The following is a 15,419-nucleotide window of genomic DNA, read 5'->3' on the forward strand; positions in this document are numbered from 1 at the left end:
GTGCCCCACGGTATTATATGGTATAATATTGGCCGGGGGTGACATTTTGGCTAAGCGAAGAAAGAAGAAGAAGGCAGTACTGACCAATGAGCTGAAATACGAAATATACGGAATTATACTGATCACCCTTTCCGTTATCGCCTTATCCGGTGAAGCGACGGTAGGGTGGTCATTATCCAAAATGTTCGGACTGCTGTTAGGGCGGTTTTATTTTGTGATCCCCCTGGTGGGAATCTACTTGGGCCTCAGCGTCATGATTCAGCGAAAATGGCCGAAACGGTGGAATACGCGGAGAAGCGGAATTCTGCTGTTGGTACTGGCCTTGGTACTTATGAGCAGCATTTCTTCATTGGAAAAGAAACTGGGTCCGGTTGGCGCATTGAGCACCGGGAACATATTATCCCAGGTACATACGGACTTGCAGGGAGCACTGCTGTCGTCATCGGCCCGCGGCGACCACTCCATGCTGAATAAGGACATCAGCGGAGGCTACATCGGCGCCATCGAGTTTGCGGCGCTGTATTGGCTGTTTGGGACCTTGGGCTCGAAGCTGATGATGATCGTTATGTTTATTATCAGTTTTATGCTGATTACGAATCTGTCGTATGTCGACCTGATGCGAATCTTCCGCAGCAGGCTGGTGAAGGCCGGCGAGAATGTCCAGAAGCGGATGGACAACCGCCGCCAGTCGGCCAAAGTCGCTTCCAAACGGGCGGCTTCGTCCAGGCAGAAGAAACCGCAGCCGCTCCCGGCTGACGACGATGAGGATGAATTGGACGAGGATTTCGTGCCGCCGAAGCCGAAGCGGAGCGCCCCGGTGTTCTTCCAGCTGTTCGGCAGCAAGTTTGCCAAGAACGAAGCGCAGCCGCCGCTCGCTGATGATGAGCTGGACGGCAGCGATATTCTTGAACCGGTCAGGGACACCCGTTCCGCGGCAGGCGGGCGGTTCAGCGAGGCGGTGGAGCCGGAGGAGAACGATGCATTCGACCTGCACGAGGAGCCGCTGTGGGCGGAACCGAAGCGGAACGAATCTTCGCCGATCATCCGCGACTTTTTCGAGCATGTGAAATCCGAAGGCAACGTCGATCCGGAGGAATCGGACGAAGCTTACGCCGGAGCTGCCGGGGCTACTTTTCCGCCTGAAGGCATCAGCGCGGAATTCCATGAGGATACCGCTGGGACGCCGGACGGCGGGGCGCCGGTAACCACTGCGGATCACCAGGGAGAATCCGCGGGAAGTCCGGCTGAGCCGGCGGAGGCGCTGGAGCTTGCGATGACCCCGCCTGCGCCTCCGCCCAAGCCGTACAAGCTCCCGCCCTTCAGGCTGCTCTCCAAGCCCCAGAATGGCGGCAAGGCAGGCGATCAGAACGATTATAAGCAAACCGCCCGCAAGCTCGAAGCGACGATGGAGAGCTTCGGCGTACGGGCGAAAGTGCTTGAGGTCGTTCGCGGCCCAGCGGTGACGCGGTACGAAATCCAGCCGGATATCGGCGTGAAGGTCAGCCGGATTGTCGGACTGACGGACGATATCGCGCTGGCTTTGGCCGCGAAGGATATCCGGATGGAGGCGCCGATCCCGGGCAAATCGGCCATCGGCATCGAGGTGCCGAACAATGAGGTTTCGCTCGTGACGATGCGCGAAGTTATGGAAACGCCGGTCTTTCAAGACGCCTCGTCGAAGCTGTCGATCGCTTTCGGCCGGGACATTTCGGGGCAGACGATCGTCGGCAATCTGGCAAAAATGCCCCATTTGCTCGTCGCCGGTGCGACCGGTTCCGGTAAATCGGTCTGTATTAACGGCATCATTACGAGCATCCTGTATAAGGCTAAGCCGGATGAAGTGAAATTTCTGATGGTCGATCCGAAGATGGTGGAGCTGAACGTGTATAACGGCATCCCTCATCTCATGGCGCCCGTAGTTACCGATCCGAAGCGTGCTTCCCTGGCGCTGAAGAAGATCGTGGTCGAGATGGAAAAGCGCTATGAACTGTTTTCCAAATCCGGCACGCGCAATATTGAAGGCTATAACAACTTGATGAAGGACAATCCGGCAGCAGTGCTGCCTTATATCGTGGTCATCGTCGACGAGCTGGCCGACCTGATGATGGTCGCCGCGCATGACGTCGAGGAAGCGATCACCCGCCTCGCCCAAATGGCGCGGGCCGCGGGCATTCACCTGATCATCGCCACCCAGCGGCCGTCTGTCGACGTCATTACGGGTGTCATCAAGGCGAATATCCCGTCGCGGATCGCTTTCGGGGTATCGTCCCAGGTCGACTCCCGGACGATTCTCGACATGGCAGGCGCCGAGAAGCTGCTGGGCCGCGGGGATATGCTCTTCATGCCGATGGGAGCGTCCAAGCCGATCCGCGTGCAGGGGGCATTTATGACCGATCAGGAAGTCGAGATCATCGTTAACTATGTCCGCGACCAAGGGGAAGCCAAATACGATGAAAGTCTCGTTCCCGAAGTGGAGGAAACGTCGCAGGATGCCGACGACCAGCTGGACGAGCTGTACGATCAGGCCGTTCAGATCGTGCTGGAATCCAAACAGGCATCCGTGTCGCTGCTGCAGCGCCGGATGCGGGTGGGGTATACCCGTGCGGCCCGTTTGATCGATTCGATGGAAGCGCGGGGGATTATCGGACCTTACGAGGGAAGCAAACCGCGTGAGGTGCTCGTCTCCCTGGAGCAGTATCAGCAGCAGAACCGCATCAGCTCATAGTCCGGTAATTATTCCCGGATGTGCTATATCTTCCTTGGAGGCCTCTCATGATCGTTCATGAGGGGCCTTTTTGGCGGTGATTTGCATAGGAATACGCTTGAAAGCTTACATCGGCGGTACACATTCTTTCTCTTGGGCAGGGTGTATAGGAAATGGGGCCTGTTGTCATAATAACCGTAGCCATCCTGTCAAACCCACAAGAGAAAGGTAGAGCTAACCCATGAAAAACGCAAAATTATGGATCATCATCGGTTTGGTGTTTCTATTGTCTGCGGCGGTCTATGCAGGTGTAAGACCCCATACGGATTCCAAAGCTTCGTCCAAAGCGGCGGTGGAGCCTGCGGAACAAACCATACCTACATTCGGATCAACGGTTTTGAAGTATGGATCCTCAGGCCAGGATGTGTATGAACTGCAGGGGCGCCTGAAATTTTTGGGCTTTTATAATGGAAAGATTGACGGACAATACGGATGGAGCACGCTGAAATCCGTCAAATGGTTCCAGTCCGAATTCGGGATGAAGGTGGACGGAACGGTCGGAGCCAAAACCAAGCTGAAGCTGTACAATGCCACCAAAAATTGGCAGCCATCTGCAGCCGAGTCCGGAAACGCCGCCGGCAAACAACCGAACACAAGCGGCAATCAGAAAAACACAAGCGAACCGATGGCCTCGGCCAACACGATGGGCCTGTCCGAAAACGATCTGAAAATTATGGCTAATGCGGTGTACGGTGAATCCCGCGGTGAACCGTTTGAAGGACAGGTTGCCGTGGCGGCGGTCATTCTGAACCGTGTCAAATCGCCGAGCTTCCCGAATACGCCCCATGGCGTTATATTTCAGCCGGGCGCATTTACGGCGGTAGCCGACGGACAAATTTATCTCACGCCAAACGAAACGGCCCGCAAAGCGGTGCAGCAGGCGTTAAACGGCTGGGATCCGACCGGCGGATGCCTGTACTACTTTAACCCGAAAACAGCCACTTCGAAGTGGATCTGGTCCCGGCCTCAAGTTTTGACGATCGGGCAGCATATTTTCTGCATGTAGAAGGATGGAACGTAAGTTTGGCACCGTAACTTCGTTCGTTCCTTGGAGCAGATTGCGCATGAGGGAAAACAGCAACCGGAGGGTTTGTCTTCGGTTGCTTCTTCACTTTCCAATGGTATAGAATGGAACTTAATCAAAAGCGTGACGCTTTATAAATTCATGGCTAAAGGAGTTTTGGACCTTGAATACAACTGCTTTTCAACATGGAAACGCCAAGCGGATCCGGATTCACGTTCTGCCGACGAAACGCTTTAAGACGTTTGCAATATCACTCTACGCAGGCATTCCGCTTGCAGAGGACACCGTAACGCCTACGGCCTTGACTCCTTTTGTACTCCGCCGGGGTACCGTTACATATCCGGAGACCCGCCAGTTCCGCGAGCAGCTGGAGCAAATGTACGGGGCCGGCTTCGGTTTTGATGTGTATAAAAGAGGCAACTACCAGATGGTGCACTTCCGGATGGACACAATTAACGATTCGTTCGTAAAGAGCCAGGAGAGCCTGCTTGCATCCTCATTCGCTTTTCTCGGCGAAGTGGTGACGCGTCCCGTTTTGGAGGGCGTCCGTTTCCGCAGTTCTTACGTTCAGGCGGAGAAGGAGAACGTCCGCAAGAAGCTGGAATCCATCGTCAATGATAAGATCCGCTACGCCTCCGAGCGCTGCATCGAGGAGATGTGCCGCAACGAGCCTTATCGTCTTCACGCGCTTGGACAGCGTCAGGACCTGGAGAAAATTACGCCGGAGAGCCTGCACGACGGGTACCGCAAATGGTTGAGCGAAGCCAGCATGGACCTGTATGTGGTCGGGGACACGACGCTCGAGGAAGTAGAGAAGCTCGTCAACGCGCACTTTGATCTCGGTTCTGAACCGGGTATTACGTACAAGACCGAGACGCCGGTGCGCCAGTCGGGCGAGCCTCGTACCGTAGTGGAGAAAATGGAAGTGAGTCAGGGCAAGCTGAATCTCGGGCTGCGCACTTCCATCACTTATGGGGATGATCATTATGCGGCAGCATTGATGTACAACGGCATTTTGGGCGGATACCCGCATTCCAAGCTGTTCATGAACGTAAGGGAAAAAGCAAGCCTCGCCTACTACTGTTCTTCCCGCTATGACGGGCACAAGGGAATCGGAACGATCCAGTCCGGCATTGAAGTGCAGAACTACGAAAAAGCGCTCGACATTATCAAGAGCCAGCTCGAGGAAATGCGCTCCGGGCGCATCACCGATCTGGAAATGTCGCAGACGAAGGCGATGATCCGGAATCTGCTTCTTGAAATTGAGGATTCGGCTTTTGAAATGATCGCTTACGACTTCAACCGTCAGTTCTCCGGCAAAGACCGGTCAAGAGAAGAGCTGCTGCAACAGGTGGAAGATATTCAAGTCGCGGATGTTCAGGCGGCCGCGTCGACTTTTGATTTGGATACGATTTATTTTCTGAAGGGTCAGAAGGAGGAATAGCCGGTGGAAAAACTTCAGTACGACAATTTGCAGGAGACTCTCTATTATGAAGTGATGGATAACGGCCTTCACGTCTACGTGCTTCCGAAGCCGGGTTTCCAGAAAACCTATGCGACGTTTGCCACTAAATACGGTTCTGTCGACAACCACTTCCGGGTGGAGGGACAGGACGAAATATCGGTTCCGGACGGGATCGCCCATTTCCTGGAGCATAAAATGTTCGAGGAGCCGGAAGGCGACATTTTCGCCACATTCGCCTCCCACGGCGCATCCGCCAACGCATTTACGAGCTTCGACCAGACCGTGTACCTGTTTTCAGCAACCGAGCACATTCCCGAGAATCTGGAGACGCTCGTGAACTTTGTGCAAAATCCTTATTTCACCGACCAGAACGTCGACAAGGAAAAGGGGATTATCGGGCAGGAAATCAACATGTACCAGGATAACGCCGACTGGCGTGTCTATTTTGGCCTGATCGAAGCGATGTATAAAATCCATCCGGTGCATATCGATATTGCCGGTACGGTGGAATCCATCAGCACAATTACGAAGGAGACGCTGTACACCTGCTATAACGCCTTTTATCATCCGAGCAACATGCTGCTGTTCGTCGTCGGCGGAGTAAAGCCGGAAGAAGTGTTCGACCTCGTCCGCGCCAACCAGGCGAAGAAAGATTATCCGCCTCAAGGTAAAATCGAGCGTATCTTTGAGCCGGAGACGGTCGGTGTTGCGGAAAAACGCCGGGTTAACAAGCTGCAGGTGTCCATGCCGAAATGCTCGTTCGGTTTCAAGGAAAAAGAAGTGGGGCTGACCGGCAAGGAGCTGCTGAAGCGCGACCTGACAACAAAGCTCATGCTTGATCTGCTGTTCGGGTCAAGTACGGAGCTGTACCAAAAGCTGTACGACGAGGACCTGATCTCCGACAGCTTCTCGCATGAATACAGCAGTTCTCCGCAGTATGCCTTTTCGGCCGCGGGCGGGGACACCCGTGATCCCGATCAGCTTCTTGCCCGGATCCGCGAAGAGGTCGACGGCATTCTGGCATCCGGCTTCAAGGAAGAAGATTTCGAGCGCGCCCGCAAGAAAAAAATCGGCGGATACCTGCGCATGCTGAATTCTCCGGAAAATATCGCGCATGAATTCACCCGCTACCAGTTCCGCGGCGGCGACTTTTTCAGCGTGATTCAGCTGTATGAGTCCATTACGCTCAGCGATGTGAACAATCGCCTGAAAGAGCATGTGGACTGGGATCAGCTGGCGGTATCGGTCGTGGTGAATCCTTAATGCAGCATAGGGGAGAGGAGAGCCTGCACAAGCCGATCGGAGAGACGACGGTGCTCGTCACCGGGGCGAGCCGCGGCATCGGTGCCGCCATCGCCGAGCGTTTTGCAGCGGTAGGGATGAACGTAGTGATCCACTACGGATCATCGCACGAAGCCGCCAATGACGTGGCCCGGCGCTGCATGCAGTCCGGAGCCAGGGTCATGACGGTCTCCGCCGATTTGCGGGATAAAGACCAGATTCTGCGCATGCGCGACAAGTTGGACACCCACGGTTTGCTGCCGGACATTTTGGTGAACAATGCGGGCGTCTCTCACTACGGCCTTCTTTCGGACGTGACCGAGGAAGATTGGGACGAAGTGATGTCCGTTAATTTAAAAGGTATGTTTCTGTGTACACAAGCTTTTATGCCGTATATGATTTCTCAGCGTAGCGGCCGCATTATCAACATATCCTCCGTCTGGGGGATTTCGGGCGCTTCCTGCGAAGTGCTGTATTCGACCACCAAAGGCGGTATTAACGCTTTTACCAAAGCGCTTGCCAAAGAGCTTGGCCCTTCTGGCGTCACGGTGAACGCGGTAGCTCCGGGCGCGGTGGATACCGAGATGCTGAACCATTTGGACGACGAGGAAAAACGGATGCTCGAGGATGAAATTCCGGCCGGACGGCTGGCCAGACCCGACGAAATTTCGTCCCTCGTTTATTTTCTCGCGCTTCCCGAATCCGGCTACATCAACGGTCAGGTAATAAGCCCCAACGGTGGATGGATTACCTGAGCCGCCAGGACGGTCTTCCCTGCATAGGCGCGCCCCAAACAGGTTATATTACAACTGTTGATTTCAAATCTCATGCGCCACAGCAAAGGGAGGACTTATCAATATGTCAACAGTAGTAAAGAACTTCGATGCCTGGAAAAAGTTTCTTGGGGAACGCGTCGCACAAGCCGAAAAAATGGGGATGAGCGAAGACACCATCGCCAAGCTGGCTTACGAGATCGGTGATTTTCTCGATGAGAAAGTCGATCCGGCCAACGCTTCCAACCGTGCGCTGAAGGAGCTGTGGGAAGTGGGCAACCGTGAAGAGCGCCAGACGATTGCCCGGCTGATGGTTAAATTAGCCAAGAAAAACGCTTAACTTTAGGAAAAAGCCCCCATTTGGGGGCTTTTCTCTAATGTTTACAGAGTTGACCTTGTTTTTCATATGTATTTTATATATCATTAACGTGACCCATGAAATAAAGGCGATTTTTTGGAAGCCTCACCCGAAAGGGCTGCAGGTTTATTTTATTGGAAAACATGGGAAAAGGTCAGATGGGGTGTCGAAGTGGAAGCGAAACAATGGTACATGGAGTATAAGATACATAAGAACCGTCCGGGTCTGCTCGGGGATATTGCATCCCTGCTCGGTATGCTGGAGGTTAACATATTGACAATTAACGGGGTTGAAGGCAAAACGCGGGGAATGCTGCTGGAAACCAATGATGACGAGAAGATCCAATTGATGGGTGCCATGCTGAAAAAGGTCGACAGCATAACGGTCTCTGCGCTGCGGACGCCGAAGCTTGTCGATATTTTGGCTGTGCGCCACGGCCGGTACATCGACCGCGATTCCGATGACCGGAAAACATTCCGTTTTACGCGTGACGAACTTGGGTTACTGGTTGACTTTTTGGGTGAAATATTTAAGAAGGAAGGAAATCAGGTCATCGGCCTTCGCGGGATGCCCCGTGTAGGCAAAACCGAGTCCATCATCGCGGGCAGCGTTTGCGCCATGAAGCGCTGGACGTTCGTATCCTCGACGCTCCTGCGCCAGACGGTCCGAAGCCAGCTCTCTGAAGACGAAATGAACCGGAACAACGTGTTTATTATCGACGGAATCGTCAGCACGATCCGTTCCAACGAACGCCACTACAACCTGCTGCAGGATATCATGAGCATGCCGAGCACGAAGGTGATCGAGCATCCCGATGTGTTCGTGCAGGAGTCCGAGTATACGTACGATCATTTCGATATTATTATCGAGCTGCGCAACAATCCGAATGAAGAAATTATTTATGACACTTTCACAAGCACATACAACGACGATCTGTAAGTAATTTGATGAGGAGGTGATGGTGTTGTCTGAACTGGGTCAACAGTTAAGAGAAGCCAGACTGCAGAAGGGCATGAGCCTGGACGACGTGCAGGAAATGACAAAAATCCGCAAAAGATACTTGGAAGCCATCGAAGCAGGGGATTACAAGGTGCTCCCCGGCAGTTTTTATGTGAGGGCTTTTATTAAAACATATGCCGAAACCGTGGGACTCGATCCGGACGTTCTGCTCGAAGGCCACAAGAAGGAAGCTCCTCCGGAGCCGGAAGCGACGATGGAGCCGGTCATTCAGAAGCGGTCCAGCAGCCGCTCTTCGTCGCCTGAACGAAACGTGAAGTGGCTGTCGACTGTGCTGATGTGGACGTTCCCGATTCTGATCATAGTCGTTATTTATTTGTATGCGAACAATGCAAGTTCGACAAAGAAAGACAACAGCATCGATCCGGCCAAGGTTACGGAGCAGCAGGATCCGGCAACGGCGCAGAATCAGGATCCGCCCGCTACAACAACTACGCCGCCGGACAATGCCACCAATTCGGGGGATGACGGCAATAAGGACAATTCCGGTAATTCGGATACCACCACGACGGATAACACGAATACCGACAGCGGAAATACCGGAGGCCAAGACACAACCACGCCGCCGGATCAAAATGGCACGGACCCTTCAGGCACCGGGACAGATACAACGGGAACCGGTACGGACTCGACGGATACGACGAACCAAGGCAATCAAGGCGTAACCGTAGCCCAGGACGGCAAGAGGGGCAAAACGACGATCTTTAAGGTTGCAGCAGCCCAGGGAACACCGGTTCAGGTGGAAATCAAAGCGACGGGCAAGAGTTGGCTTGAAGTGTACAAAGGCGAAAATACTTCCGGCGAGAAGCTTTCCTTCGGTAATACGAAGGAGGGGGATACACTGACCTTTACGCTGGATTCTTCCGGAATGTACATTAAATCGGGGTATTCTCCCGCAACGACGATTACAGTAGCAGGGCAGACGGTGGAGGACGGTAAATCGACTTCGCGCATTCTGCTGAAGCTGGACGACTCCGGTACGGGCGGTACGTCGACCGGTAATGATTCGTCGACAGGGGATTCCTCCGATCAATCGGATAGCAGCAACGGCTAAACGGCGGGACAGGCTCGACTGAATAATGCCATACACTCCAGGGGACAATAGTTCTAGCTTCAAGTCCTTCTTATTCCGGATAGAAATGAGGTGTATGGTTATGACAGTCAGCTGGATCACCACGATTGTGGGGATTATCGTCAGCCTGCTCGGTTATTACCTCACTCCCAGCGCTTGGGGGTACGGCATTCTTGGATTTGGACTGGCATGGATCGTATTGGGCATTTTGGATATGTTCCGCCAGCCAACCCGTGACCGCAGCCGATCTTAAAATAAGAACAAGGCATTCCCGGAACCATGTACCGGCGAATGTCTTTTTTTTGAAGTTCACATTCATTGCTTGTAAGCTTCCGCTAATCGCGTCCTGTCTTCTGCCTAAGCCGTGCCTAAGCATTGCCGAACGCCGTGAGATAATATCCGTGAACGGAAGGAACGCTGTTTAGGATTAGACTTGTCCCGGTTAATTTCATATAATATGACATGAAAAGGAACTGAAAGGGCGTGTAATGATGAGTTCGGAAAATTCGTTTGACATTGTTTCCAAATTGGACTTCCAGGAAATGATCAACGCGATCAATCAAACGGAGCGTGAAATCGAAACCCGTTTTGATTTTAAAGGGAGCAAGAGCAGCCTGAAGCTGGAAAAGGAGACGCTGGTCATCACCTCCGATGACGAGTATAAGCTCAATGCGGTGATTGACATTTTGCAGTCCAAAATGATCAAGCGCGGTTTGTCGCTCAAAAACGTGGATTACGGCAAGGTCGAGCCAGCTTCGATGGGAACCGTCCGCCAGCGGATCACCCTGAAGCAGGGAATCGATCAGGACAACGCCAAGAAAATCAACGTGCTGATCCGGGACTCCAAGCTGAAGGTCAAAAGCCAAATCCAAGGCGATCAGATCCGGGTGACGGGGAAGAGCAAAAACGATCTGCAGGCTGTCATGCAGCTGCTCCGCAAGGCGGATCTGCCGCTGGACCTGCAGTTTACCAATCTGAAGTAATGCGGGCGTATACCGCACGGCAAACGGGCGGGAAGAGGAGCTTACTCCTCTTTTGACAGTGTATAAATTGATATATTATACTGTAACTTGTCCCGCTGTCTTGGCGGGGTTGCCGGCCTGCCGCAAGCTGTGCCTGCTGCCCCCAAGTAGAGGATTCATACATAATGGATGGTCCGGGTGCATTATTATTCATTTTCGGCCTGCCGTGCATGTGAATGTCGTTTCTTAGTTTGATTTATCCGGGGAGGGTTTACAGTGAATCTGCCCAACCGTATTACCATTTCAAGAATCTGTTTGATTCCGGTCATGATGGTGTTTCTTCTGGTCGACTTCAAGTTCTATCCGGAACCGATTACCTGGAATTCATTCGAGCTGCCGTACAATCAGCTGATCGCTGTAATTATTTTTATTCTGGCAGCAAGCACAGACGGTATAGACGGTTATTTGGCGCGCAAAAACAACTTGGTTACAAATCTCGGAAAACTGCTGGACCCGCTGGCCGACAAGCTGCTCATTACGGCGGTGCTGGTTTCGCTCGTCGAAATGGGGAAATGCGACTCCTGGATCGCTGTGGTTATTATCAGCCGCGAGTTTGCCGTTACCGGCCTGCGCCAGATTGCGCTGCTTGACGGGGCTGTCGTGGCGGCCAGCAAATGGGGCAAGGTGAAGACAGTCATTCAGATTGTCGCCATCGTGGCAATTCTGATCAACAACTTCCCGTTCGAGATGATCGGCCTGCCGTTCGACGATATTGCCATCTGGGCAGCGGCTTTGATCACCATTTACTCGGGGATCGATTATTTTGTCAAAAATAAAAAACTGCTTCAGCTTTCCAATGTGTAAGGCAATAGGGATATCCTATTGCTTTTTCTTTCCACCAAACGCTGTGGTACGGATAGGCTAAAAACGTGTAAAGTGTTCAATATAGGTATATCCATTCTACTTTACGATAACAGGGAGGCCAATCAAGGATGAAAGCAGAAATCATTGCAGTCGGTACGGAGCTGCTGCTTGGACAAATCGTGAATACCAACGCGCAGTACTTGTCGCAGGAGCTTGCGGCAATGGGAATAGACGTCTATTACCAGACGGTCGTCGGCGATAACGCCTCGCGGCTTCAGGGCGCCATTGAGCTTGCTTCGCAGCGCGCGGATATCCTGATCCTGACTGGAGGCATCGGCCCGACCCAGGACGACCTGACCAAGGATGCCCTGGCCGCGCATGTCGGCCGCTCCCTGCACATTGACCGGCTGGCGATGGATCAAATCGAAAGGTTCTTCGCAGGGCGGGGGATCAACATGACGGAGAACAACCGCCGTCAGGCGCTCGTCATCGACGGCAGCACGCCGCTTCCGAATGAAACGGGATTGGCCGTCGGACTCGCGCTTGCCCAAGAGGATAACTTCTATATCGTTCTGCCTGGTCCTCCGAAAGAGATGAAGCCGATGTTCGACCAGCAGGCGAAACCGTGGCTCCTTCAGCACGCCCTGACCGACGAAATGCCGATTTACTCCAAAATGCTCAAGTTTGCCGGCATCGGCGAATCGCTGCTGGAGGATCGGCTTCTGGACCTGATCGACGGGCAGACCGATCCAACGATCGCTCCTTATGCGAAAGAGGGCGAAGTGACCGTACGCATCTCCACCAAAGCGCCTACGGAGCAGGAAGCCATGGAGAAACTGAATGCGATGCAGGGGCAAATTCAAAGCCGGCTCGCAGACCATATGTACGCCAGCATGGACGTGCCGATCGAACGGATCATCGTTGATATGATGGCGGACCGCGGGATTACGCTGAGCGCCGCTGAGAGCTGCACAGGAGGCATGCTGATGGAGAGCATCACGTCCATTCCGGGCAGCGCCACCATGTTCGTGGGAGGGATCGTCTGCTACTCCAACGAGATGAAGGAGAAGCTGCTGCATGTCCCCCATGCGCTGCTGGAGGGAGACGACGCACCGGGAGCGGTGAGTGCCGAAGTGGCCGAGGTGCTTGCCGAGAACGTCCGGATGATCACGGACAGCGACTTCGGCTTATCCGTCACGGGCGTAGCGGGTCCGGGGTATTCCGAACGCAAACCGGTCGGCCTCGTGTACGTTGGGATCGCCCAGCGCGGACAGAAGACCGAAGTGTTTGAGCTGAAGCTGAACGGCAACCGCGAAACGATCCGGGTCCGCTCGGTCAAAACGCTGCTGTACCGGTTGTGGCAAAGACTGGTATCTACCGATCCGGCCACCGGGGAGTCCAAGGATCAGGTTTGAAGTTGTGCAGCCGCCCGCCAGGCGGTATAATATAACCATACGGAAGAACCGTGCAAAAATAAGTTTGCCGCGGTTCTTTTTCTTATGGTTGGAGGAGGGTGGAAGCCTGTTCCAGTTCGGACTCTAGCATCCGATTATCATAGAAGAACAAACGCCCTCGGGGGACCCAAACATTTGGCGGGCTTTCCTTGCGGCGGTTGGTTTAAGGTACGGCGGCATGATGAAGAGAGGAGAATGCCCGGCAAAAAAAACGAATGTATGTTCGAAAAAATGCTTGGCAAACGTTCCAAAACAAGGTATCATAATAGTATAAACGGTGAAGGATGTGAGTTTATTGTCAGATCGTCGTGCTGCGCTTGAAATGGCGCTTCGTCAAATAGAGAAACAATTCGGTAAAGGTTCAATCATGAAACTCGGTGAGTCGACACATATGCAGGTGGAAGTTGTTCCCAGCGGCTCCCTGGCTCTAGATATAGCACTTGGTATTGGCGGACTTCCAAGAGGCCGCGTTGTTGAAGTATATGGACCGGAATCTTCCGGTAAGACGACGGTGGCCCTCCATGCCATCGCTGAAGTACAGAAAGTCGGTGGACAAGCTGCTTTCATCGATGCGGAGCATGCGCTTGATCCGTCGTATGCCAACAAGCTTGGCGTCAACATTGACGAGCTGCTGCTGTCTCAACCGGACACTGGTGAGCAGGCGTTGGAAATTGCGGAAGCCCTCGTACGCAGCGGCGCCGTTGATATTATCGTCGTGGACTCGGTTGCCGCGCTCGTACCGAAAGCGGAAATCGAAGGCGAAATGGGTGATTCCCACGTAGGTCTGCAGGCTCGTCTGATGTCCCAGGCACTGCGTAAGCTGTCCGGTGCGATTGCGAAGTCGAAGACGATTGCGATCTTCATCAACCAGCTTCGTGAGAAAGTCGGCGTCATGTTCGGGAATCCGGAGACGACTCCGGGTGGCCGCGCCCTGAAGTTCTATTCTTCCGTTCGTCTGGATGTACGCCGTATTGAGAGCATCAAGATGGGCAATGATGTAGTGGGTAACCGGACGCGGATCAAGGTCGTCAAGAACAAGGTGGCTCCTCCGTTCAAGCAGGCGGAGATCGACATCATGTACGGCGAAGGCATTTCCAAGGAAGGCAGCATTATCGATATCGGTACGGAATTGGATATCGTCAATAAGAGCGGTGCCTGGTACTCCTATGAAGGCGAGCGCCTGGGTCAGGGCCGCGAGAATGCGAAGCAGTTCCTGAAAGAAAATCAGCCTATTTCGGAAGCGATCGAGAATAAGATCCGTGAGGCAAGCAATTTGACGACAACGGTGAGCGAGCCGACCGCAGAGGAAGCGGCGGCTGAGGAACGCGAAGAACAGGAATTGTTAGAGCTGGAATAGGGTTGTCGTTTGAAGTCGTATTGTGAATAAAGACTATAATGAGGACGCTCCGTGATGACCTGTCACTGGGCGTCTTTTCTCATATAGAGGGTGCGGAGCTGTTACAGGATGACATTGAACACGTGATGGGATGTGAGAGAGATGCGAAAAGGAAATAGCCATGAACATCAGGAAGGGCAAGGGATTCATGAAGAGCAGGGAATCCATGAAGGACTGGCCGGTTTCCCGGACGATGAAACCCTTTGGATCACGGAGGTAGAGCGTCTGGCCAAGCCTAGAGGGCGTTATTTGATATCGTTCGGACCCTACACCCTTTCCGTCCACGAAGACGTCCTCGTGAAGTACCGGATGGTCAAGGGGAACGCCTTTACGAAGCAGGAGCTGGAGGAAATCGTCGTAGCGGACGAGCGGCAGCAGGCTTATGTCGAAGGCTTAAAGGCGCTGGAGCGGAAGCCGCGGACACGCAAGGAAATTGAAATGAAACTGCGGCAGAAAGGCATTGAAACGGGATCGATTGAGTATGCGCTGAATCGGCTGGTGGAAGAAAGGCTGGTGGACGACGAAAGCTATGCCAGACAGTGGGCGCAGCAGCGAATCAGGAACCACCGCAAAGGCAAGGCTTGGATCAGGCAGGAGCTTCAGCAGAAAGGCGTCGATAAGTCGATTATATCCGAGGCGCTGGCCGAAGTCAGTTCCGATCAGGAATTTGAGGCAGCCCTGGCAGCCGGCCGAAAGAAATGGAACCAGACGAAGGGCGAAGCCGCCGATCGCAAGCGCAAAACGGGGGCTTATTTGATGAGGCGGGGATACTCCGGAGAGCAGGTCCGAAAGGTCATCAATCAGCTGCTCAAGGAAGACGCTTATCCCGATGATGAAGAGGAATATTTTTCATTCGACTGAGGAAGAAGTTGACACAATATGAAATGCCCTCTCTTGACAATATCTTTTCACAAATACTAAAATGAAGAGGAATCTATTCCTGTAAAAAGCTCTTTTTTCCTTCCAAAAAAAGGTTTTTTATTGAAAGA

At 53.3% G+C, this 15,419-nt stretch carries 14 protein-coding genes; all 14 read left to right on the forward strand.

Going from position 1 to position 15,419, the window contains the following annotated elements:
• Window positions 1-46: 46 nt before the first annotated feature.
• The 14 genes from ABID47_RS13810 to ABID47_RS13875 all read left to right on the forward strand — a co-directional run bounded on the left by ABID47_RS13810 (window position 47) and on the right by ABID47_RS13875 (window position 15,291).
• Window positions 47-2,725 (forward strand): DNA translocase FtsK, encoded by a 2,679-nt coding sequence (locus tag ABID47_RS13810; protein WP_435530623.1) that lies wholly within the window; start codon window positions 47-49, stop codon window positions 2,723-2,725.
• 220 nt (window positions 2,726-2,945) lie between these two features.
• Complete coding sequence (gene sleB, locus ABID47_RS13815) at window positions 2,946-3,770, forward strand: spore cortex-lytic enzyme (protein ID WP_354497471.1); 825 nt, start codon at window positions 2,946-2,948, stop codon at window positions 3,768-3,770.
• Window positions 3,771-3,951: 181 nt separating this feature from the next.
• Window positions 3,952-5,232 carry an EF-P 5-aminopentanol modification-associated protein YfmF gene (yfmF, locus tag ABID47_RS13820; protein WP_354497473.1) on the forward strand — a complete coding sequence of 427 codons (1,281 nt, stop codon included), beginning with the start codon at window positions 3,952-3,954 and terminating at the stop codon, window positions 5,230-5,232.
• A gap of 3 nt (window positions 5,233-5,235) precedes the next feature.
• A complete protein-coding gene (yfmH, locus tag ABID47_RS13825) occupies window positions 5,236-6,516 on the forward strand; it encodes an EF-P 5-aminopentanol modification-associated protein YfmH (protein WP_354497475.1) in 1,281 nt (426 codons plus the stop codon).
• Window positions 6,516-7,289, forward strand: coding sequence for an elongation factor P 5-aminopentanone reductase (gene ymfI / locus ABID47_RS13830; RefSeq protein ID WP_251674590.1), 774 nt, complete (start codon window positions 6,516-6,518; stop codon window positions 7,287-7,289). The genes yfmH and ymfI overlap by 1 nt, the downstream gene beginning before the upstream one ends.
• Before the next feature lie 103 nt (window positions 7,290-7,392).
• The gene (locus tag ABID47_RS13835; protein ID WP_076167995.1) at window positions 7,393-7,647 is read left to right on the forward strand and encodes a DUF3243 domain-containing protein; all 255 of its coding nucleotides are present in this window, start codon (window positions 7,393-7,395) and stop codon (window positions 7,645-7,647) included.
• A 189-nt stretch (window positions 7,648-7,836) separates the two neighbouring features.
• Entirely contained in the window at window positions 7,837-8,604 is a 768-nt protein-coding gene (locus ABID47_RS13840; RefSeq protein WP_116231212.1) for a DUF3388 domain-containing protein, read from the forward strand.
• 25 nt (window positions 8,605-8,629) lie between these two features.
• Window positions 8,630-9,736 carry a helix-turn-helix domain-containing protein gene (locus ABID47_RS13845; RefSeq protein WP_354497478.1) on the forward strand — a complete coding sequence of 369 codons (1,107 nt, stop codon included), beginning with the start codon at window positions 8,630-8,632 and terminating at the stop codon, window positions 9,734-9,736.
• A 100-nt stretch (window positions 9,737-9,836) separates the two neighbouring features.
• On the forward strand, window positions 9,837-10,007 hold the full coding sequence (locus ABID47_RS13850; protein ID WP_163872676.1) for a hypothetical protein: 171 nt from the start codon (window positions 9,837-9,839) through the stop codon (window positions 10,005-10,007).
• A 238-nt stretch (window positions 10,008-10,245) separates the two neighbouring features.
• Entirely contained in the window at window positions 10,246-10,737 is a 492-nt protein-coding gene (locus tag ABID47_RS13855; RefSeq protein WP_076169539.1) for a YajQ family cyclic di-GMP-binding protein, read from the forward strand.
• Between the two features lie 255 nt (window positions 10,738-10,992).
• Complete coding sequence (pgsA, locus tag ABID47_RS13860) at window positions 10,993-11,580, forward strand: CDP-diacylglycerol--glycerol-3-phosphate 3-phosphatidyltransferase (protein WP_076167990.1); 588 nt, start codon at window positions 10,993-10,995, stop codon at window positions 11,578-11,580.
• A 128-nt stretch (window positions 11,581-11,708) separates the two neighbouring features.
• Window positions 11,709-12,995 (forward strand): competence/damage-inducible protein A, encoded by a 1,287-nt coding sequence (locus tag ABID47_RS13865; protein WP_192714727.1) that lies wholly within the window; start codon window positions 11,709-11,711, stop codon window positions 12,993-12,995.
• A 334-nt stretch (window positions 12,996-13,329) separates the two neighbouring features.
• Window positions 13,330-14,391: a recombinase RecA gene (gene recA / locus ABID47_RS13870; protein ID WP_354497482.1), complete on the forward strand. Its 1,062-nt coding sequence runs from the start codon at window positions 13,330-13,332 to the stop codon at window positions 14,389-14,391.
• A gap of 141 nt (window positions 14,392-14,532) precedes the next feature.
• Window positions 14,533-15,291, forward strand: coding sequence for a regulatory protein RecX (locus tag ABID47_RS13875; RefSeq protein ID WP_354497484.1), 759 nt, complete (start codon window positions 14,533-14,535; stop codon window positions 15,289-15,291).
• Window positions 15,292-15,419: the final 128 nt, after the last annotated feature.

It is taken from the genome of Paenibacillus favisporus (genome assembly GCF_040545415.1).
Taxonomy (GTDB): domain Bacteria; phylum Bacillota; class Bacilli; order Paenibacillales; family Paenibacillaceae; genus Paenibacillus_AQ; species Paenibacillus_AQ favisporus.

Coding starts and splice junctions, on each gene's coding strand:
- sleB (WP_354497471.1), top strand. CDS start 2,946: ATGAAAAACGCAAAATTATGGATCATCATCGGTTTGGTGTTTCTATTG.
- ymfI (WP_251674590.1), top strand. CDS start 6,516: ATGCAGCATAGGGGAGAGGAGAGCCTGCACAAGCCGATCGGAGAGACG.
- ABID47_RS13835 (WP_076167995.1), top strand. CDS start 7,393: ATGTCAACAGTAGTAAAGAACTTCGATGCCTGGAAAAAGTTTCTTGGG.
- ABID47_RS13850 (WP_163872676.1), top strand. CDS start 9,837: ATGACAGTCAGCTGGATCACCACGATTGTGGGGATTATCGTCAGCCTG.
- ABID47_RS13855 (WP_076169539.1), top strand. CDS start 10,246: ATGAGTTCGGAAAATTCGTTTGACATTGTTTCCAAATTGGACTTCCAG.
- ABID47_RS13865 (WP_192714727.1), top strand. CDS start 11,709: ATGAAAGCAGAAATCATTGCAGTCGGTACGGAGCTGCTGCTTGGACAA.
- ABID47_RS13875 (WP_354497484.1), top strand. CDS start 14,533: ATGCGAAAAGGAAATAGCCATGAACATCAGGAAGGGCAAGGGATTCAT.